Below are 20,879 nucleotides of genomic sequence, written 5' to 3'. Positions count from 1 at the left end.
TATTTACTGTTTTAGATAATTCTTCATTAAATATTTTCAATTTTTTTCTCCTTTTCAACTGCTGTTGTTTATTTAAATATAGCTAATCATTTGTTCCACTGTTTTCTAAATCCAAAAAACCCCTAATATTACCATTTTATTTTATTATACTATAATTGCTAATTAATTTTTTTAAAAATAAATATATTATCAAACTCTTTATATATGAGTGCGTAGAATATCTTGTTAAATGGATAAATAGAAAAGGGTTTTTATCATTTCAAATTATTCATGTTCCTCTTAGGCAAAAAGAGGGGATTAATGTGATGCAATATTTTTATGAAACGAGTGAGAAATACAAACTCTGTGAAGAAATGTACTTAAAATAAGGGTTGCTATACTTTAATAAAGAGGTATTTTTTAAAATCAACTACAGAAACAGTTTATTTCAAGAAGGATTCCTATCTAGGAACGCCGAAGCAGTACCTACTCATGTAATTTAATAGTAAAGAAAAGTAGGTGAAAAAATGCTACCAACACAAAGTATTCTAGCTACTTGGGAGAAGTTTAACGACTTCCCTATGGAGACATTAACAAAAGTCTGGATTTATAACGAAGGAAGTTATAAAAAACAACGAGATGTCTCTCTCATGCGGGAACATAGACAACAGTATGGAATAACGGGTAACTGTTTTGACCTTGCTATTTGGTTGTTAGATGAATTTAAAAAAGATGGAGTTGATGCTTATCCTATTGGTCATAGTTTGAAAAAAGAAGCTGCCCATGTAGCTGTAGTAGCAATTAGTGAAAATGGTCATCGTTTCTTGTGTGATTTAGGAGACCAATGGTTAAATCCAATTTTAATAGATTCACATAGTGAAGATTTTGTTAATGAGCAATTGAGTGGCTTTTTCCCAGCAGCAAAGGTACAGGTGAAAAATTATGAACATAACACGGAAATACTTTATTATCGACCAAACGGAAAGATTTCTAGACAAATTTATAATACGCAGCCAATAGAAATGGATGAATTTTTGCAGGCTGCTGAGTATTCCCAAAGCCTAATTTATCCAAAACCATTAGTAGAATGTAGAATACCTTACAAAAATGAGATTGCTCATTGGGAATTTTACAATTGGGAGAGTTTTTTAAGTACAAGCAAAGGCTTATTTATTGAACCGAAATTAGAAAGTTTAGAAGAGATGGTAGAGAAAATATACCAAAAGACAAAATATGATAAAAAAATGTTGCTGAATGTATTGGAGAAATATAAAAATTTTCAGAGTAAGGCATAAATCATATAAACTGATGTAATAAAAGAAAACCTATATTGCCTTGAAATTCAAGATTATGACGAATGTGCTTAAATTAAACGGGTAGCGATACTTCAATAAAGAGGTATCGTATTTTTTATTGAACAAAAGTGGAAGGACAGCCTAATAAGAAATCTAATAAGAATAAAAGATTTTTAGCGACATGTTTTTGTGGACTATTTTCAACGCTAAGTATTAAATTTACCTAAAATAATCAATATTTCGCTTTGAAAAGTGATTCGATCATTCTTTTTCGAAATTACCATTTATTTGTAAAAAAAGAATTGATAATAATTTTATAATAAATTATCTTTATTACATCAATATTGATCAATCATTTTGACGAAAGGAATGAATTGATATATTTGACGTCAATGTGTCAATCCGAAAATATAAAAATGAATAATAATCCTATTTCGAAATTTGAAGATTTAATAAAAAAAGATTATTCCAATATAGCAGGCATTGCGATAATAAAAAATGAACATTTGATTTATGAAAAATATTTTGATGGTTACACGAAAGAGGATGGATTGCATATAGCATCTGTAACAAAAAGTATTACATCAGCTCTTATTGGTATTGCAATAGATAAAGGCTATATTAAAAATATAGAACAGAAAGTATTAGAGTTTTTTCCAGATTACACAGTAAAGCGTGGTGAAAAAACAATCCAAAATATCACTATAAAAAATTTAATGACAATGACTGCACCATATAAATACAAGTCTGAGCCATATACAAAGATTTATACAAGTGATGATTGGGTAAAAGCTACATTGGATTTGCTAGGGGGAAAAGGCGGTATTGGAGTGTTTAAATACACTACCGTTGGGACACATATTTTGTCAGGTGTTCTTGCCAATGCAACTGGTCAATCCGTGATTGCTTTTGCTACAGAGAACTTGTTTAAACCTCTTGGGATCAATGCTCCTAATCATGTATTTATACAAAATAAAGAAGACTATTTGGCTTTTCTTAAGGATAAATATGTAACTGGTTGGATAGTAGACCCTACAGGTATAAACACCGCAGGCTGGGGGCTTACTTTAACGCCTCGGGATATGGCAAAAATAGGTCAGTTATATTTAAGTGGCGGGGTACGGAACGGTAATCAAATTCTATCTTCTAAATGGATAGAGGAAAGCACAAAGGAAAAAAGTCGATGGGGAGAGTTGTCATATGGTTACTTGTGGTGGATTGTTGATGATTGCTATGCAGCGTTAGGTGATGGTGGAAATGTAATTTTCATAAACCCTAAAAAGGAAATGGTCGTTGCGATTGCATCTCGCTTTATGCCACGAGCAAAGGATCGAATTGAATTGATTAGAAAGCATATTATGCCATTGTTCGGATAGAGTCAAGAGACTGTGAAAATTGTCGGGTGCGATGCTTCTATAAAGAGGTATCGCATTTTCTATGTGCAAGAGATGTCATCAACTAGACGGTGAAGTCCGTTATCGGGGGATATGTTCATGTTCTGGTTATGCACGAGGAGTTCCACACCGATTTGGATTACTAATAGATTATTTAGATAATTACCCCCGATTTAACATTAATTTTGTAATGACGGTAAAGATTAAAAGTAAATATAATAACCAAAATCAAGGGTACTGAGTAAAAATTCTTGAACTATATGGACAGAATATGAATTCAGATACGATTATCTATAATAAAGTAATCAAAAAGTTGTGTATTCTACCTCAAAAGATACAGCAGGGTATTGCATTAACAATTAGCTTTATTCCAACTTTAAAATTTGAAGCTATTAAGAATTTACCTTCATATGTTGAGTTTGGAGAAATACTAAAAAAAGATTAAAGCATTCTTTAAAATATAGCGATCCTTCAATAAAGAAGCATCGCTTTTTCTTGTTCAACATAGGAAAATAAAGACAAGTACAGAAGTTAAATATAAGAGATACAAGCAAGATAGAGGAGGTAACTGAGTGAGAAAGAGACGAAATTCCATCGTGCATTTGGTGTGTATGGTCTTTACTTTAAAGATGGAAAACTTTTAGTGATAAATAAAAATGGAGGTCCATACATAAATCGTTTTGACCTTCCAGGGGGAAGTCTTGAAGAATCCGAAAGCCTAACAAATGCCATGAAAAGGGAATTTCTTGAAGAGACAGGGTTTGAGATAGAAGTAGTCAAGAATTTAGGTGTTATCGACTTTATGTTGCCGTGGGATTGGGAACAATATAGTCACGTTCATCATATTGCAGTGTATTATTTAGTTGATAGAATCGGTGGACAGATTGTTATTCCTAAACAATTTGATGGACAAGATTCACTTGGTGCTTTCTGGGTTTCGGAGAGTGAAGTAAATTTAAATAATGCTTCACCATTAGTCCTTAAAGCTTTTGAATGGTTAAAAAAAGGTGACTTAGGCTTAGATGTAGAGTGCTATGAACATTGGGGAGTAAAAAATAACGTCGTTAAACTAACGGATTCTATACTTCAATAAAGTCATCGCGTTAATGAGGTGAAGGCAGTGAATCAAGTCGGAAGATATGCAACAGGTGAAAACGTTGATGATGTTGAACTGATGAAAATGGTCATGGAGCTCACTGAGAAGGATAAAATGGTTATGTGGTCTGAAGGCTATATCGATCAAGTGATTGATAAGCTCCCAGTGTTTGCCCGGGACATTTTAGAGAACCGGAAGCATAAATGGGAGGATACGATGGCATTTTATCAAAAACAACTTAATGACATTGTAAAAAATGACGAGTTTAAGAAACGATTTATTGGGGAGCGGAAGGCGTTTGCTCTTTTTGTTATGGAGCACTATCCCGAGTATCAATCATTATTGTTTGCCTATTATGATGGAAATCTGAAAGAGGATGATTTTCGGAAATTTGTTTACCGGCGAAGATTCAGTACGAGGAAAAAATACTTACATTAAGTAGTTAGATTAATCAGATTATAGGGCTTGCATTCTGTTTCTATTATCATTACAATAAAAGTAACTTTTTATGGAAACGGAGGTGTAAAGAGATGGAGAGTTCTATGTTTGTACGTGTACAATGGTTAAAAGTCCTTTATTTGTGCCGTGCAATTTTTCATGATGCAGTTTTCCAAGGGGGTAGTCTGCCCTTTTTTAGAAAAATTGCATAATGAACTAGAACGAAACACATCTCTTTACCCAAATTAAAAAAGGTAGTAAGGGAGTGCTTTGATGCACTCTTTTTTCATGCTTTTTTTACTGCGGTATCTTTAGATGCACGCAGTTTTTTTTTTTTTATTTGGTAAAGCGAGTGTTCATGAAAAAGGAGAATGAACATGATCGTATGTAGTGTTAATCATATAGCAAAATCATTTGGCGGAAATCTTATTTTTAAGGATTTATCGTTCGAAATACATGAAGGCAGCCGCATTGGGTTAGTTGGGAGAAACGGCAGTGGAAAAACGACTTTATTACGACTGATTGCTAATCAAGATACGGTAGATGAGGGGGCCATTCATTGGAAAAAAGGATTAAGAATAGGATATCTGGCACAAATACCTGATTATCAAAACTTAATCGTAAAGGATGTTTTAAAAACAGCCTTTGAACAATTAGTTTCAACTGAATCAAAGTTACGAAAATTGGAAGTGGAAATGGGTCAGGAAATCGCTCCAAGTGATTTACAAAAATTAATGGAGCAATACGGCAAGCTCCAGGATGATTTTATTTTAAATGGCGGTTATGAAATGGATGCTCAAATGGATCGTGTCGCCAGTGGGTTGAAGATCACTGGACTACTCGAAAAACCTTTTTCCCTCTTAAGTGGGGGAGAAAAAACGAAAGTAGGCCTTGCGTTAAGCTTGCTAAAGAAACCAGACCTTTTACTGCTGGACGAACCGACGAACCATTTGGATTTGATGGCAATTGAGTGGTTAGCTTCGTTTTTAGAGGAATATAACGGGACGATTATCTTAATATCACATGACCGTTATTTCTTGGATGAGGTCGTGACAAAGGTATTAGACATGGAAGATGGTGAAATTGACCTTTATCATTCGAACTTCAGCGGCTATGTAAAGGAAAAAGAAGAAAGACTTTTAAGAGAATTTCAGGAGTATCAAGAGCAGCAGCGTAAAATTAAAAAAATGAAGGAAGCGATTAAACGTCTGCGCGATTGGGCGAATCGTTCAAACCCGCCTAGTGCCGCTCTTCATAAGCGCGCCACCAACATGCAGCGTGCACTCGATCGAATGGAAAAGCTTGAACGACCAAAAATCGAAGTTAAAAAGATGGGGATTGATTTTGAGGCGAATGACCGGAGTGGAAAAGATGTCATAGTGCTTAAAGGTGTTTCGAAAAGCTTTGGTAGCCGTTCCTTGTTTGAAAAGGTAAATATGCTTGTTCAATACAAAGACCGAGCTGCGATCGTTGGTGAAAACGGTACTGGAAAGTCGACTCTTTTAAAGCTAATTCTCCAAGAATATGAGCCAGACAATGGCATGGTGAAGGTTGGAAGTAATGTAAAAGTCGGTTATTTATCACAACATGTTTTTCAAAACATCGGTGATGAAAAACTGATTGACGTGTTTCGTTCAGAAGTATCCGTGAATGAAGGGGAAGCAAGACATATCTTAGCTAAGTTCTTGTTTTACGGTCCAGCCGTTTTTCGAAAGGTCAATCAGCTAAGCGGTGGTGAGCGGATGCGTCTGCGCCTCGCACAGCTGATGTACCAGGACATTAATCTGCTCATTTTAGATGAACCGACGAACCATTTGGACATTGATTCTTGTGAGGTATTGGAAGAGGCATTGGAGGACTTTAACGGTACAATCCTTGCCGTTTCCCATGACCGTTATTTCCTAAATAAATTGTTTACGAAAATTTATTGGCTAGAAAATGGTACTGTCCATTTCTTTGACGGAAATTATGATTGGGCAAGGGAGAAATTAAAGATAATAGCACCAGTGGAAAAACCTGTACAGGTGAAGGTTAGTCCAGAAAAACCGAAAAAAACTAACAAAAACATGAACCTTGATGACATTGAAAGAAAATTAGAAGAACTTGAGGAACAAATTCATTTGCTAAAAAAAGTAATGGAAAACGAGACGGATGTCGAAATAATTCAAGGGCATTTCATTAAATTAGAGGAAATGGAGCTTGAAAGGGAGCAACTATATAAACTGTTAGATGAAGTCGTCTAGTGCTTACTTAGCTTCACACTCCGAAGATTGTAAAGATGATATAGGTAAACGCACAATTGCGTTGAGGGAATGACAGTCGTAAGAGATAGCACTTTTGATATGATTTATTATCCCTCTATTTGATGCTTATGGTTGGGAATATTGGCATAATTTCATAAAAGCAAGCTGCATTGTTTTTATCAATCAGCTAGGGAAGAATGGGGAATCTCTTTAATAAGAGGATTTTTGGAAAAAGCATTGCTCCGTTTAGAAAGATTATGTAAATTTTATAAAAAGAAAAGCCGACAATAGTGATTGTGCATTTTGAAAAAAATGACAGATGAAGGACACCTTAAAGCATGATTTAACAGATAAAACAAACTTTAGTGAACATTGAAATAAGAGGGTTTAAGATAGGTTTTGAGGAACCTTTCAGAGTTTCTTTTAAAATAGCTACCATAATTGGTGGCTATTTTAAATAGTTATCTGAATTTTTTGTTTTCAATTATAAATTTTTATGATTAAATGAGGACAGAAAAGAGAGAGGATGAAGCAAATGACGCAATTTACAAATGTTAACATCAATACAAAGGCAAATATTTATTTTGATGGAAAGGTAACAAGTAGAACGGTAGAATTTCAAGATGGAACAAGAAAAACTTTAGGAATCATGCTTCCAGGTGATTACGAATTCTCAACATCTCAAAAGGAAGAAATGGATATCCAAGCAGGTATTCTCGAATATAAAGTAAATGGACAGGAATGGAAGAAAATCGAAAATAGTGGAGTGTTTTATGTGCCTGCAAATGAAAGCTTTCTTTTAAAGGTTCATTCTGTTGTCGATTATTGTTGTTCGTATCTGACAGAAGAGGATTGATTTGCTTTTAAATATAGTAGAAGAAGGAGAGAATCTATAGGTTTTGGATTTCTCCTTTTATTTATGAATAAAAAATAAATTATTCTATTTTTTCATTGTATGATAGATACCATTTATCGATAATCTAGTAAATTGCAAGGCTATGTAATTAGGGGAATAAATCATATGGTTTTCCACCCATACTTTTGTCACTCCTAAGAGAGATGAGGTACTATAATCAAGCAAGAAATCCAAAGGAACTGAAAGTTTACGTTCTTTATCTATTCTTGAAAACCTAATAGAAAAACTTTCTCTTATCACATGATATAATTTTGTTGAAAATTGATTAGGATCCTTAATCATGAACATCTGTTTGTAAAACGTATAGTTCTTAGCAATACATTCAAAGTACGTGACAAAAAAGGGATCGGCTACTTCGTTATTCCATGCATTATTAGGTAGGTTAGATTTTGCTAGGAGCTCATTTAATATTGATAATTTATCTTCAATTATTTTATCTAGTAAATCATATTTGTCTTTATAATGCGCATAAAAAGTTGACCGGCTTATATTCGCTTGTTGAGTAATATCCTTGACGGAAATTTGCAAAAAATCCTTCTCAGACATGAGTGCAAGAAAGGTCTCATATATCATATGACGAGTACGAATGATTCGGCGATCGATATTTTGTTCAAGATTCTCCATCGTATCCTCCAAAGTAATGACAATTCAGTCAATTTTAAGTACTTTTATCGAATAAAATTTTATAATGAGGCTTGCATTACTTATTCTGATCTTTGTTATTATAATATGCACAAAATTCTGATTTAATCAATAGGAATTGTATGGATTGTGTAGTAGGTCATAGTAGATTCTTTTTCGTTTTCAGATAAACAATTAAGAAAAAAGTGTAGTGTAATGTAAATATAATAAACATATTTGATTCATATGTATTTTAAACGTCAAAATTGTGTTAATTGTATGTTGTATTTATGTTTAATCTTGTTATAATAGGTATCAAATTCCGATCTATTTAATATGGATTGAAAAATTAAAAAACTCTCAATGTCATTTGTTGACTGGACTACCAGAGACTTTTATGGAAGCTTAATTTCTTAAGCTGTAAATAAAGGTCTCTTTTTGTATTACTGCTGATTCATTAAGAATTTATTTCGAATCCTTCAAGGCTAGGAGATTATTTGAGGAATCAATTTGAATGGAATAATGGGCTTCATTAAACCAAAACAAATTTTAGTGAAGAGTGAGTATCTTAAAATATCAGATATAGACTTCTTTCAAATAAGCTTCTTGAATTTATGAAGGAAATAGAAATGAAAAATAAATAATCACATTATTGGCTAATAAAAGAATAATTTACATATTTTGTTCCACAAAAAGAAAAGGAGGGCAAACCGGCATGAATTTATCACCAAAAGATGCAAAACATGATTACCTTGATATAGCTCTTGATTTAGCAAGGAAATTGGAAAAAACAGCTATCGATAGAGATAAACAGGGTGGAACAGCAAAAAAAGAACGTGATCTCATTCGTGAGAGTGGATTACTTTCACTAATTATTCCGAAAGCTCTAGGTGGATATGGTGAGAATTGGAAGGCAGTATGCCAAATCATTCGTGAACTTGCTAAAGTTGATGGATCGATGGCTCATTTGCTTGGGTATCATTTTCTATGTCTGGCGTCGGTACATCTATATGGTACAAAACAACAAAAAGATCAGCTGTATAAAGAAACCGTTGAACACCGACAATTTTGGGGGAATGCCTTTAATCCACGTGACGAAGGATTAGCTGTTACGAATGATGGTACGAACTGGCGGTTGAATGGAAAAAAGACCTTTTGTTCTGGTGCAAACGATTCGGACCGACTTCTTATCTCAGCAAAGAGTCCAAATCGCAAAAGGCCTTTTATTGCAGTTATTCCAAGTAAACGAACAGGAATAGTCATTCATGATGACTGGGATAGCTTTGGACAGCGGCAAACTGATAGTGGGTCAGTCATTTTTCATAATGTATTGATCGAAGAAAAAGAAATGCTACTATTCTATGAGCAATTTCCAGATAATTTGTTTCCTACTTTGCGAACACATATCGCACAACTAATTATTCTTCATGTTCTGCTTGGAATCGCTGAAGGAGCCTTTGAAAAAGCTAAAGACTATACAAAAACAAAATCTCGACCTTGGTTAACTTCCGGTGTCGAAAAAGCAGTTGATGACCCTTTTACGGTTTATCAATATGGAGATTTGTTTGTAAAGTTACAAGCCTCAAATGCATTGACTCAAAAAGCAGTCGATGTTTTTCAACAAGCATGGGATAAAAAGTCTAAGCTTACTATTGAAGAGAGAGGGGAATGCGGGATTCATATCGCGATTGCAAAGGTTACTGTTAGTAAGACAGCTTTAGAGGTAACAAATCGTATGTTCGAAGTTATGGGGGCTAGAGCAACTTCAGGACAGTATGGATATGATCGATTTTGGCGAAATATCAGAACACACACATTGCATGATCCGATTGATTATAAAATTCGTGACATCGGAAATTGGGCACTAAATGATCATCTTCCTCCGATTACCCCGTATTCATAATAATGGAGCATTTGAAGAGAATAAACGTTTTGCAAAAACACCAAAATGGTTGGTAGCGAAATGGGGATAATTGGAGGTACAGATAAAGCAGCTAAGATTTCTTAATTTAGAAAAGAAACGTTTATAGTTGACTGGACAACCAGAGACTTATTTTTCAAGTTAGATTACATGAAAAACTTGAAAGATGTCTCTGGTTTTTTAGTAGATTTAAAAAAATATCCAACTATATCACAGATTTGGATTGGAAAGAGAACCTTAATTTGAAAAAAGTTTTAGAAAGAATAATGGAGGGCTTTGTAATGAAGAAAAAACGAATCTATTTAAATGCCTTTGATATGAATTGTGTGGTCCATCAGTCACCAGGTTTGTGGGTACATCCTGAAGACCAATCACATCGGTACAACGATATTGACTATTGGATAGAGTTAGCAAAAACATTGGAAGAAGGAAGGTTTGATGGGCTTTTTATTGCAGATGTAATTGGGATATATGATGTGTATGGAGGAGATAAGGAAACAACGGTCCGTGAAGCTACTCAAGTTCCTGTTAATGATCCGATGATGCTCGTTTCAGCAATGGCAGCTGTGACAAAACATTTAGGCTTTGGGATTACATGCTCAACAACATTTGAACATCCATATACATTTGCTCGTAGAATGTCAACTCTAGATCATGTAACAAAAGGAAGAATCGCTTGGAACATCGTAACCTCCTATTTAGAAAGCGGAACAAAAAATATTGAAATTGGCGATAAATTTCAGCATTCTGAACGATACAACATTGCCGAAGAGTATTTAGAAGTTTGCTATAAGTTATGGGAGGGGAGCTGGGAAGACGATGCGGTTGTAAAAGATAAGGAGAATAAAATATTCGCAGTTCCAGAAAAGGTACATGAAATTAACCATCATGGTAAGTATTTTGATGTTCCAGGTATTCACTTATGTGAACCATCACCACAAAGAACGCCTGTCTTATATCAGGCTGGAGGTTCTCCAAGAGGACGTAAATTTGCTGCTGAACACGCAGAATGTACGTTTATTGCTGCTCCTGGTAAAGAAGCTATTTCTTCATATGTTAAGGATTTAAGAGCTCAGGTAAGCATTCACGGAAGAGATCCATCTAGCATCAAAGTCTTTGCTTTATTTACACCAATTGTCGGGAGAACCGAGGATGAAGCATGGGCAAAATATGAAGAGTTAACAAAATACATCAGTTATGAAGGTGCTCTTTCATTACTTAGTGGTTGGTCTGGAGTAGATTTTTCTAAATATGACCCTGACCAGGTGATTGAATACATTGATACAAATGCGGTGAGATCAACACTCCATAATATAACAAAATCAAGTCCAAATAAAAAATGGACTGTACGGGAGATCGCAAATTTTATCGGCATAGGTGGAAATGGTCCAGTAGCAGTCGGAACACCTGAACAAATTGCAGATACGTTAGAAGAATGGATGGATGAAACAGATATTGATGGCTTTAATTTGGCTTATGCGATAACACCAGGGACATTTAAGGATTTTGTCAATCTTGTCGTACCAGTACTCCAAAAAAGAGGATTATTGAAAACCGACTATGAAGAAGGAACTTTAAGAGAGAAGTTATATGGAAGAGGAAAGAATAGATTACCAGAAAACCATACTGGTGCAAGTTATAGAAAAATATTCAGTCAATTATAAGGATGAGAGAAAAAATTCCATTTTAAGAAAAGGAGGAAATTATTGGTGCCTAATTCAAAAACAAATTTTAATCGTTTAAAGGAAACTGATGCTCCATTGGAATTTACTGAGCCAGTAAAAGTTGGTTCTTCACAACTTGAGCAATTAATTAAAACAATTGCCCGAGATGCAGAGAAACGTCGCAAAAAGGATTGTGAAATTCGTCCGTATTTTGCGATGGAATTGATACGAAAATCAAAGCTTGGTGCATTGCGCTTACCGGTTGAAAAAGGAGGTGGCGGTGCAAATATTCGTGAACTATTTTCTATTATTATTCGTTTAGCTGAAGCGGATCCAGATGTTGCACATAGTCTTCGTTCACACTTTTCGTATGTAGAGGATGTACTACGAATTTCTAACGAGCAAAAACGTGATAAATGGCTGAAAATAATCGCAAAAGGAGACATAATAGGCAATGCATATACTGAGATTTCCTCGAAAAATGTTGGGAAATATGAATTTGAAACAACATTATCTCCAGATGGTGATGGCTTTCGCTTGAATGGGACGAAATATTTTAGTACAGGAACGATGTATTCTGATTGGGTCCTTGTAACGGCTTCAACTATTGAGGGAAACACGGTATCAGCGGTCATCCCAACTAATCGAGATGGAATTGTCATCGTGGATGATTGGGATGGCATCGGGCAAAAATTAACCGGTAGTGGTACAACACACCTGAACAATGTATTTGTCCATAAACATGAAGTTACATTGATTGACAAAACAAAAACACCATTTAATTCATTTTTGCAGCTTTTCTTACAAGCTGTTATAGCTGGCATTTTACGAAATGTGGTAACAGATGCATCTGCATTAGTTCGTGGTCGTTCTCGAACATTTACATTTGCATCAGCTGATTTACCAGCAAAAGATCCACAGCTGCAACAAATAATAGGTGAGATTTCCAGCATTGCCTTTGCTGCGGAGACGATTGTCATTGCAGCTGCAGAAGCGCTTGATAAGGCTGCTACTTCTGTAGTCGACGGTAATATTAATTTTCAATTAAGTCATGAAGCTTCTCTTCGGGCAGCACAAGCTAAAGTGATCATAGATGAACTTGCCTTAAAGGCATCTACATTATTATTTGACGTTGGAGGTGCTTCGGCAACAAGACAATCTGTAAAGCTTGATCGTCATTGGCGCAATATACGAACGCTCGCTTCACATAATCCGACAGTTTACAAAGCACGTGCTATTGGGAATTTTATCGTGAATGATGAGGAACTACCAATTCAAGAGGTTTATTTTTAATTTTGCTGTGAAAGTTACGAAAATCTGTTGAAGAAAGGAGAGGGTATTTGATGACGATTCCACTTTCATTTTCGGCCTTTGTAATGAATACAGCATCACATATTATCCACGGATTATGGCGTGATGAGCAAGGAAATCAGATAAATTTTAATGATATTGATGTCTGGATTTCATTGGCAAAAACACTTGAAGACGGAGGGTTTGATGCTGTTTTTTTCGCCGATGTTATTGGCTTATATGGAAATCATCGTGGAGGCTGGAGCTTTCATGTTGAAAATGGTTTGCAAATTCCAAGTAATGATCCGATGGTCCTTATGTCAGCACTTGCAGTAAACACAAAGCATTTAGGTTTAGCCTATACGGCAGCTCCACTTCAAGAACATCCATTTAATTTCGCTAGACGTATTTCTACATTGGATCACATCTCTAAAGGTCGTATTGCCTGGAATATGGTAACAAGTTCATCAGAAAATGCTTTTAGAAATTTTGGTTACGAAGGTCTAGTGCCACATGATGAACGCTATCGTTGGCTCGATGAATATGTAGATGTATTGTATAAACTTTGGGAAGGCTCATGGGATGAAGGAGCCTTAAAAAAAGATAGGGAGAGCGGAATCTATGCAGACCCAACAAAGGTTCACAAAATAAACCATGTTGGAAAGTATTATAAGGTTGAAGGTCCACATCTTGTCTCACCATCGCCACAGCGCACACCTTTACTTTTTCAGGCAGGGGCATCAACAACAGGTCGAGACTTTGCTGCACGTCATGCAGAGGCTGTATTTATTGTAGCGCCCGATCCCGAGAATGCTCGTCAATTAATTGATACTACCCGTCGGTTAGCTGTTCAAAATGGCAGGGAGGGTAATGATATTCATTTTTATCAAGGGCTGTCATTTGTTATTGGTGAAACAGAAAAAGAAGCAAAACGAAAGGAAAAAGAGCTTGATAAAAAAATCAATTTAGATATGATGATTGCCCATATGGCTGGCGGCATGGGAGTAGACCTTGGTCATTATCATTTAGATACGATGATTGAGCATGTAGAAACGGAGGGAGTGAGAAGTTCATTCGAATGGTTAAAGCAAAGTACACAAGGACGCACTCCAACAGTAAGAGATATTGCGCGTCTTCGAACAAAATCATCTCGGATAGTTGGTACTCCTGAAAGCATAGCGGACCAACTTGAGATTTGGAAAGACGCTGGGATTAATGGTGTAAATGTCATTAATTCGACGATATCAGGCTCATATGAAGAATTTATTGAACATGTAATGCCTGTTTTACGTAAGCGTGGTTTAGTGCGAAATAGAAAAGAAGAGACGAGTACTTTACGTAAAAAGCTTTTTGGAGATGACTATATAAATACTCGTCACCCTGCTGCAAACTATCGAGGTGTTTTTCAACATTATTAGATGAACCTTCGTACTATCATATAAATATATCAAACTTATACACCTAAAACTGACTAAACTTATAAGAATAGTTAAATCGAATTTATTATGTGAATAGAGGAGAGGATGAAATATGGTCCAAGGAACGGAGTCTGACCATTCTAATGTGCACAGTCATGTTAGTCTCATAAAGTTGTTATCGTCATAATAGAAAAAATTCAATAGTTAGGAGAAATTAAATGAGTAATCCAGTGTTGAAAAAGAATAAGAATTCAAGGGAATTTATTGAGGAAATTAAGGAGAATGTTAAGCCTATTATTGATGAAGTGATTAAACCGAATGCTGAGATTATAGATAGGGAAGGAAAATTTCCCCGAGAGAATTTTTTAGCCTTAGCTAAAGAAGGGTGGACATCTGTTACGCTCCCAAAGAAATGGGGAGGATTAGATTTAGGATATGTAGGATTTTCAGCCGTTGCAGAAGAAATTGGTAGGGTTGATGCATCGACAGGTCTCGTTTTTGCTATGCATGTGGCAGCAGCTCAATTTATTAATCTTTTTGGTTATGAAGAGCAAAAGGAACGTTGGTTTTTGAAGATTCGTGAAGGTGCATTAGGAACATTCTCGATTAGTGAAAAGGCGACAGGAGGACATGTGTGGTATAGCTTAAGTCAAGCTGAACGAGATGGTGATTTTTATATTTTAAATGCGGAGAAATCTTTCACAACAAGTGGTGGGCAATCTGACTTTTATGTTTTTCAAACACGTTCTGCAAATAGTAATGATCCTAGTGAACAAAGCTTTTTTATTGTTAATGGACATTCCAATGGAATAACAGCAAAACCATGGAATGCATTAGGGGTACGTGGTAATCATAGTGGACCCCTTACGTTTGAAAATGTCCAGGTGCATAAACAAGATTTGCTAAATGCTAAAGCGGGAGACCCTGATGCTTCAGGTGGGTTATTAGGTTTAAATGCTGTCTGGTTAGGCGTGGCACAAGGTGCGTTGGATGCAGCAATAAAACATGTAAAAAAAACAGTTCATAAAGATTTTAATCGGAGTTTGGCTGATTACCAAGTTATACGTCAAAAATTAGCAGAAGTCAAAATCAAAATTTCAGGATTACGAGCCTGGCAATATGAGTTAGCCAGATATCATGATGAAATTCTTGCATCAGGAGGATCACTCTTACCGCTTGCTACTGAAGTATCAGAACTTAAAGTCCAAGCGACTGAATTAGCCGATTTTGCTGCACGGGTTGCAATGGATGTAGCTGGTGGATATGGATATATAAATGGAATATTTGAACGGCTTTATCGTGATGCGAGAGGTGGAATTCCAATGGCACCATCAAACAATTTAGCGCGTGAACAAATAGGAAAGCAATTAGTTGGATTACCATTAGAGCTTTGGGAACTTGGAAAATAAGGCAATTGTTAAAGTTAAGAATATCCTTATTTTTTAAAAATGTTTTTAATTTATATATCACAACTTAGTTATTAAAGGCACATCAAAAAGATCTTCTGAGACTTGTCTTTTTATATAAAAAGGAATTTATAAAGAGAAATAGCGCCTTTGAAATCATAATTCATACTTGACACATCGGAATTATTGGGTATGTGATAAATATATAGGAAAGCGCGGTTGTTTTATCGAAGGTAATCATGTTACATGAAGCAAAATGATTAAAGGAGTGTTTCATATGAGAAATAGCATAGAAAAAAGAAGACAAAAACTTATAAATAAACTTGTGATGTTTAATATATATAAAATTGATGGTAAACAGCTTTATGAAGTATCACTCTCAACATTACAAGCAGAATATAAAAAAATCCAAAAGCAATTTCATCCACATGGTGAATTTGATTCCATTCGCTGGACGTAAATAGAAATATAGAGGGACGGTTCTTCAACATTCATTGTTGGAAGAAAAGGGCCTTCCCTCTGTTTCCTCTTTCAAAAATTAGTGAAATAGTTTATATTTGGACTAATCAATAAAAACAATGGAGGAATTTCCTATGACCGAGAATCACCAATCCGAAACACCAAAAAAGAAAATTAGTCTGCAAGAGGCGATTAAACAGCAGCTTGAAAACAAGAAGAAACAGGCCCAGTCCCAGTCCGGCAAAGGCAAAATGAATGCCGACCTTTCACCAAAGAAAATGAAAAGCCAACAAACGAAGAAAACAAGCAATACGAGAAGAAAAATGGGTGTCTAATGAATGGACAAAATCGGAAGGATGTCATACCTGGCATCACGGTTGATATTGTGTTAAAAAAGGACCAAAAAACAGGAAAGCTTACTAGAGGCATCGTGAAAGATGTTCTAACAAACTCAGCCACACATCCCCATGGCATCAAAGTAAGACTAACTGATGGGCAGATTGGGCGAGTAAAGGAAATTCACTCTTAAAAATTTCAGTTGCATTCGGGGGACAGTCCCCCGAATGCTTTTTTACTTTAACTACAGAGGATTTCACTCGAAAAACTGCGTTTTCTTTAGGGCATTTTTACAAACTAGCAACTATAGTAGAGGTGAATCCCCTCTTAATGCTTTATTAAGTTAACGTGATGGGGGACTGTCCCCACTATTTTTTGTTATAATTTGTACTAGTTAACTACTTGAAACGAAGAGATAAGGTGATGACATGCTACCCGAAGTGAAGATTTCTGTACGTGCATTAGTTGAATATGTTTATCGGAGTGGGAGTATTGATAATAAATTTCGAACGGCTACAACACTTACAGAAGGGACCAAGGCTCATAAGGTTATTCAAAGTACGTATCAGGAAACCGATCAGAAGGAAGTGTTTCTAAAGACTGAATTGGAGTATAAAGAGATGATATTCATCGTTGAAGGCCGCTGTGACGGGTTAATTGTTCGTTATGATGAATTACTTATCGATGAAATTAAGTCAACCTCTAGGGATTTAGCTGAAATAAAGGAAGATTCCAACCCTGTACACTGGGCACAAGCGAAGGTTTATGCTTATATGTATGCAAAAGACCATGACCTAGAAGAAATGAGTGTTCAACTAACATATATTCATGTCGTCACAGAAGAGCAAAAGAAATTTCAAAAACGTTTTTCATTTCAGGAGCTTAAGCAGTTTGTAGACGAGCTAGTGCATGACTATTACCCTTACGCATCCCTCATGAATGTGCATCGCATACGTCGAGATCAAAGTATCCAAGACCTACAATTCCCTTTTGAGGCCTATCGAGAGGGCCAACGAAAGCTTGCTGGTGCGATTTATAAAACAATCTCAGAGGAAAAAAATATTTTTGCAAATGCACCTACTGGAATTGGAAAAACGATTTCGACGATATTCCCAACAGTTAAAGCGATGGGGGAAGGAAAGCTAGAACGAATGTTTTATCTAACGGCGAAAACGATTACAAGGCAGACGGCAGAAGAGGCTTTTTCACTTATGAAAAACAAAGGCCTTTGTATGAGTGCAGTAACGCTAACGGCTAAGGAAAAAATATGTTTTAAAGAAGAAACAATTTGTCAGAAGGAGTATTGCGAGTTTGCGAATGGCTATTATGACCGTGTTAATGAAGCGCTTTTGGACATTTTTTCGAACGAAACGTTCATCAATCGAACAATAATCGAGAAATATGCAAGAAAGCATACGCTATGTCCATTTGAATTTTCCTTGGATTTAGCTTTTGTTGCGGATGCGATTATTTGTGATTACAACTATATTTTTGATCCGAAGGTATCGCTGAAACGATTTTTCGATGAACATAAGCGACAGTCTGCATTACTAATCGACGAAGCCCATAATCTTGTTGACCGTGCCCGTGAGATGTTTTCAGCACAATTACAAAAATCAAGTTTTCTTACCTTAAAGCGCGAATATAAGGGAACAAATTTGTATGAGTCGGCAAATAAACTTAATAAATATTTTATTGAACTAAAGAAAAAGTGTTCAGAGAAAGGGCATTTAGTACTTAAGGAGCTACAAGAGGATTTAATTGAAATGCTCGAGCAATTTGTTCACAGTGCTGAGATCGAGTTACTACAGCAAATGAAATCAGCTGAGCAAGCATTGTTACTTGACACATATTTTGCAGCAACGGGATTTTGTCGAATCGCAAAGCTTTATGATGAGCGGTATGTGACATATGTCGAAGCTGAGAAGAACGAAGTCCATATCAAAATGTTTTGCTTAGATCCATCTTATCTTTTGCGACAAACTAGTAAAAAGTTCCGAGCAACAGTTTATTTTTCTGCAACTCTATTACCACTCCAGTATTTTATGAATATGCTCGGTGGCACACCAGAGGATTATACACTTTCAGTCCCATCACCATTTTCCAAAGAACAAACAGAGGTATTCATACAACCATTATCAACTAGATATCATGACAGAGAGAATTCGAAAAAACAGATTATTGAAATGCTTTCAACACTAGTAAAGGAGCGAGGAGGAAATTATTTCATCTTCTTTCCTTCCTATCAATATATGAAAAGTGTCTATGAAGATTTTACTTTAAACTTTCCGGAAATTCGGACCATTATTCAAAATCATCGGATGAGTGAGATGGAACGGGAACAATTTTTAGAGGAGTTTAAAGCGGGTAATCAAGATGCTTTCATTGGCTTTGCTATATTAGGAGGTATTTTCTCAGAAGGTGTTGACCTAAAAGGAGACAGGCTAAACGGAGTGATTGTTGTTGGAGTAGGCTTGCCACAGCTCTCCCTGGAACGAAATATTATGAAGGACTACTTTCAAGCAACGGGAAAAAATGGCTATGATTACGCATATACCTTTCCAGGAATAAACAAGGTCCTCCAAGCAGGAGGGCGCTTAATCCGATCCGAGACAGATTCGGGTGTGATTGTCCTAGTTGACGACCGTTTTTTAACGGAGAAATATCAGAGATTATTGCCGAATGAATGGAAATGAATAGGGGACAGTTCTTTTGCTTTAATTTTGGAAGCTAGAGAATTGTCCCTTTAGATTTTAGAAAATCATCATTAAAAGGAAACTCTTTTCTAGCAATTCTTCTTTTCAAAGTGTCTAACGAATGAACTGAAGCCTTTACTAGTTTAGATGGATAATGATATTTCGTACGATTCATTTTAAATTCATCAACATCAATAACTTTCCACTCTTCAACAAGTTTTTTCACGAGATCTAAGACTAAATCAACAAAACTTCAAAGCAACATTGCAATAATATGAGACAATCATTCCATCCTCAATTTCCATCGCCACTGTAAAACCTTCTTTAAGAGAGAAGAATTCTAATGAAGTGTTCGCTATTGTTTACGTTGTTTCTTTCGTATAGTGTTTTAACTTTCTTCCCGGCTTACAAAGCACCAAAACATATTCCGAGCTTTTGCTAACTAATTCTCCGTGCCATTCATAATGTAAAATATCGGGGTACTTTAAGGCTCGAATCCTAATAATCTCTTTCATTATTACCTCCTAAAAGTTAAGGATAATCTTTATCTTCCGCTAAAAAAAATGCTTTCACACGCTACTCTTTCATCAATTCTCTCTATATAACATATGAAATACATTTCTATATAGAAAGGGTAGTGATAAAAATGGCAAAATATCGAGTGATATGGACAAATTTATGGAACGATCCGATTGTATTAGAAGAAATGACTCCTGAGGATAAGCTATTTTATGTTTATCTTCTAACGGGTCCATGTACGACACAAACTGGTATTTATCGTATAACGAAAAAACAAATTGCGTTTGAATTAGGATACTCAATTGATAGTGTTCAATTGTTAATGGAACGATTCATCCATCATTATAAGCTCATTCGCTACAATCCTGAAACAAGAGAACTAGCGATTAAAAACTGGGGCAAAGAAAACCTACATAAATGCGGAAAAGCTGTGATGGATTGCATAACGAAGGAATTAAAGGATGTCAAGGACATCTCGCTTATTCAATATGTGGCAGAATCAATAGAAAAAGAAGAGATACGCAATATATATGAATCGTTTTGTGAGCCTGAAGAATCTCTTAACGAAGAGGACAACCAAAATGAAGAAAATATCTTTGAAGAGTCAGAATGTGAGGATCCTGAAGAGGCTTCTTTACAACTTTTTACGATACGTGGGGAAAAAGAAAAACAAAAAGAAAATAAAAAAGAAAAACAACAACAAAAAGAAAAACAAATAGCACCTGCGCCAACTATAGAGGAGGAGCAGGATTTAGATACCACTCCAAGCATAGTGGTTCAAGGGCATACCGTACAAACAGATGATGTGAAGGAAATTATTGAGTTTTGGGACAAAAATGGTTTTGGTCTTTCAAACATAAATGCAAAAGAGCAGTTGTTGTTGTGGTTAACTAATTCTAGCTTTTTACAGCCAAAAGCTATGATTTTAAAGGCGATGGAAATAGCCTGTGCTAATAATAAGCGAAGGCTAAACTATGTAGCTGGGATCCTTAGGAACTGGGAGAATGAGTCGTTGCTGACTGTTGAAGAAATTGAAGTGAACCAAGAAAACGAACGTTCTCTACAAAAATTCAAGCAATCTACACAAACTTCTCCTGCTGGACGAGCGATTCCTAGTGGCTTTGTGCTTGACATAACGGCTGGTGAAGAGGAATGAGCATTGCCGAAGAAGCGTACTTAGGAACCATG

Annotated in this window: 18 protein-coding genes; 17 read left to right on the top strand and 1 reads right to left on the bottom strand. The window is 35.7% G+C overall.

What is annotated here, in order from left to right; translation table 11 throughout:
- Nucleotides 1-506 precede the first annotated feature (506 nt).
- The 7 genes from HU235_RS14845 (at nt 507) to ppnP (ending at nt 7,301) form a co-directional block, all read left to right on the top strand.
- Nucleotides 507-1,274 (top strand): hypothetical protein, encoded by a 768-nt coding sequence (locus tag HU235_RS14845; RefSeq protein WP_174880690.1) that lies wholly within the window; start codon nt 507-509, stop codon nt 1,272-1,274.
- Nucleotides 1,275-1,666: 392 nt separating this feature from the next.
- Nucleotides 1,667-2,650: a serine hydrolase domain-containing protein gene (locus HU235_RS14840; RefSeq protein ID WP_174880692.1), complete on the top strand. Its 984-nt coding sequence runs from the start codon at nt 1,667-1,669 to the stop codon at nt 2,648-2,650.
- A 586-nt stretch (nt 2,651-3,236) separates the two neighbouring features.
- On the top strand, nt 3,237-3,761 hold the full coding sequence (locus HU235_RS14835) for an NUDIX hydrolase (RefSeq protein WP_174880691.1): 525 nt from the start codon (nt 3,237-3,239) through the stop codon (nt 3,759-3,761).
- Between the two features lie 27 nt (nt 3,762-3,788).
- Nucleotides 3,789-4,202 carry a hypothetical protein gene (locus HU235_RS14830; protein WP_174880689.1) on the top strand — a complete coding sequence of 138 codons (414 nt, stop codon included), beginning with the start codon at nt 3,789-3,791 and terminating at the stop codon, nt 4,200-4,202.
- A gap of 92 nt (nt 4,203-4,294) precedes the next feature.
- The gene (locus tag HU235_RS25415; protein ID WP_095301931.1) at nt 4,295-4,414 is read left to right on the top strand and encodes an RAxF-45 family protein; all 120 of its coding nucleotides are present in this window, start codon (nt 4,295-4,297) and stop codon (nt 4,412-4,414) included.
- 165 nt (nt 4,415-4,579) lie between these two features.
- Complete coding sequence (abc-f, locus tag HU235_RS14825; protein WP_174880688.1) at nt 4,580-6,445, top strand: ribosomal protection-like ABC-F family protein; 1,866 nt, start codon at nt 4,580-4,582, stop codon at nt 6,443-6,445.
- Between the two features lie 535 nt (nt 6,446-6,980).
- The gene (gene ppnP / locus HU235_RS14820; RefSeq protein ID WP_174880687.1) at nt 6,981-7,301 is read left to right on the top strand and encodes a pyrimidine/purine nucleoside phosphorylase; all 321 of its coding nucleotides are present in this window, start codon (nt 6,981-6,983) and stop codon (nt 7,299-7,301) included.
- An 84-nt stretch (nt 7,302-7,385) separates the two neighbouring features.
- Here ppnP and HU235_RS14815 read toward each other — a convergent pair whose 3' ends face one another.
- On the bottom strand, nt 7,386-7,985 hold the full coding sequence (locus HU235_RS14815) for a TetR/AcrR family transcriptional regulator (RefSeq protein ID WP_174880686.1): 600 nt from the start codon (nt 7,983-7,985) through the stop codon (nt 7,386-7,388).
- A 712-nt stretch (nt 7,986-8,697) separates the two neighbouring features.
- Between HU235_RS14815 and HU235_RS14810 the strand changes: the two genes are divergently transcribed.
- The 10 genes from HU235_RS14810 (at nt 8,698) to HU235_RS14765 (ending at nt 20,847) form a co-directional block, all read left to right on the top strand.
- Complete coding sequence (locus HU235_RS14810) at nt 8,698-9,885, top strand: acyl-CoA dehydrogenase family protein (protein WP_174880685.1); 1,188 nt, start codon at nt 8,698-8,700, stop codon at nt 9,883-9,885.
- 299 nt (nt 9,886-10,184) lie between these two features.
- Nucleotides 10,185-11,567 carry an LLM class flavin-dependent oxidoreductase gene (locus HU235_RS14805; RefSeq protein WP_174880684.1) on the top strand — a complete coding sequence of 461 codons (1,383 nt, stop codon included), beginning with the start codon at nt 10,185-10,187 and terminating at the stop codon, nt 11,565-11,567.
- A 45-nt stretch (nt 11,568-11,612) separates the two neighbouring features.
- Nucleotides 11,613-12,860: an acyl-CoA dehydrogenase family protein gene (locus HU235_RS14800; RefSeq protein ID WP_174880683.1), complete on the top strand. Its 1,248-nt coding sequence runs from the start codon at nt 11,613-11,615 to the stop codon at nt 12,858-12,860.
- A 50-nt stretch (nt 12,861-12,910) separates the two neighbouring features.
- Nucleotides 12,911-14,275 carry an NtaA/DmoA family FMN-dependent monooxygenase gene (locus HU235_RS14795; protein WP_174880682.1) on the top strand — a complete coding sequence of 455 codons (1,365 nt, stop codon included), beginning with the start codon at nt 12,911-12,913 and terminating at the stop codon, nt 14,273-14,275.
- A 218-nt stretch (nt 14,276-14,493) separates the two neighbouring features.
- Nucleotides 14,494-15,684 (top strand): acyl-CoA dehydrogenase family protein, encoded by a 1,191-nt coding sequence (locus tag HU235_RS14790; protein WP_174880681.1) that lies wholly within the window; start codon nt 14,494-14,496, stop codon nt 15,682-15,684.
- A 274-nt stretch (nt 15,685-15,958) separates the two neighbouring features.
- On the top strand, nt 15,959-16,141 hold the full coding sequence (locus HU235_RS14785) for a Fur-regulated basic protein FbpA (RefSeq protein ID WP_095301928.1): 183 nt from the start codon (nt 15,959-15,961) through the stop codon (nt 16,139-16,141).
- Nucleotides 16,142-16,274: 133 nt separating this feature from the next.
- Nucleotides 16,275-16,475: a hypothetical protein gene (locus tag HU235_RS14780; protein WP_095301927.1), complete on the top strand. Its 201-nt coding sequence runs from the start codon at nt 16,275-16,277 to the stop codon at nt 16,473-16,475.
- A complete protein-coding gene (locus HU235_RS14775; RefSeq protein ID WP_095301926.1) occupies nt 16,475-16,669 on the top strand; it encodes a YwbE family protein in 195 nt (64 codons plus the stop codon). Before HU235_RS14780 ends, HU235_RS14775 begins: the two co-directional genes overlap by 1 nt.
- Nucleotides 16,670-16,904: 235 nt before the next feature.
- Nucleotides 16,905-19,172, top strand: coding sequence for an ATP-dependent DNA helicase (locus HU235_RS14770; protein ID WP_174880680.1), 2,268 nt, complete (start codon nt 16,905-16,907; stop codon nt 19,170-19,172).
- Nucleotides 19,173-19,818: 646 nt separating this feature from the next.
- Complete coding sequence (locus HU235_RS14765) at nt 19,819-20,847, top strand: DnaD domain-containing protein (RefSeq protein WP_174880679.1); 1,029 nt, start codon at nt 19,819-19,821, stop codon at nt 20,845-20,847.
- The last annotated feature ends 32 nt before the right edge of the window (nt 20,848-20,879 follow it).

The organism is Metabacillus niabensis, from assembly GCF_902829255.1.
Taxonomy (GTDB): Bacteria; Bacillota; Bacilli; order Bacillales; family Bacillaceae; genus Metabacillus; species Metabacillus niabensis.
The sequence above is the reverse complement of the archived record's forward strand: the minus strand, read 5'-3'. Positions and strand labels throughout refer to the sequence as shown.

Coding starts and splice junctions, on each gene's coding strand:
- HU235_RS14810 (WP_174880685.1), top strand. CDS start 8,698: ATGAATTTATCACCAAAAGATGCAAAACATGATTACCTTGATATAGCT.
- HU235_RS14785 (WP_095301928.1), top strand. CDS start 15,959: ATGAGAAATAGCATAGAAAAAAGAAGACAAAAACTTATAAATAAACTT.
- HU235_RS14775 (WP_095301926.1), top strand. CDS start 16,475: ATGAATGGACAAAATCGGAAGGATGTCATACCTGGCATCACGGTTGAT.
- HU235_RS14805 (WP_174880684.1), top strand. CDS start 10,185: ATGAAGAAAAAACGAATCTATTTAAATGCCTTTGATATGAATTGTGTG.
- HU235_RS14815 (WP_174880686.1), bottom strand. CDS start 7,985: ATGGAGAATCTTGAACAAAATATCGATCGCCGAATCATTCGTACTCGT.
- abc-f (WP_174880688.1), top strand. CDS start 4,580: ATGATCGTATGTAGTGTTAATCATATAGCAAAATCATTTGGCGGAAAT.
- HU235_RS14795 (WP_174880682.1), top strand. CDS start 12,911: ATGACGATTCCACTTTCATTTTCGGCCTTTGTAATGAATACAGCATCA.
- HU235_RS25415 (WP_095301931.1), top strand. CDS start 4,295: ATGGAGAGTTCTATGTTTGTACGTGTACAATGGTTAAAAGTCCTTTAT.
- HU235_RS14770 (WP_174880680.1), top strand. CDS start 16,905: ATGCTACCCGAAGTGAAGATTTCTGTACGTGCATTAGTTGAATATGTT.
- HU235_RS14840 (WP_174880692.1), top strand. CDS start 1,667: ATGTGTCAATCCGAAAATATAAAAATGAATAATAATCCTATTTCGAAA.
- HU235_RS14765 (WP_174880679.1), top strand. CDS start 19,819: ATGGCAAAATATCGAGTGATATGGACAAATTTATGGAACGATCCGATT.
- HU235_RS14780 (WP_095301927.1), top strand. CDS start 16,275: ATGACCGAGAATCACCAATCCGAAACACCAAAAAAGAAAATTAGTCTG.
- ppnP (WP_174880687.1), top strand. CDS start 6,981: ATGACGCAATTTACAAATGTTAACATCAATACAAAGGCAAATATTTAT.
- HU235_RS14845 (WP_174880690.1), top strand. CDS start 507: ATGCTACCAACACAAAGTATTCTAGCTACTTGGGAGAAGTTTAACGAC.
- HU235_RS14790 (WP_174880681.1), top strand. CDS start 14,494: ATGAGTAATCCAGTGTTGAAAAAGAATAAGAATTCAAGGGAATTTATT.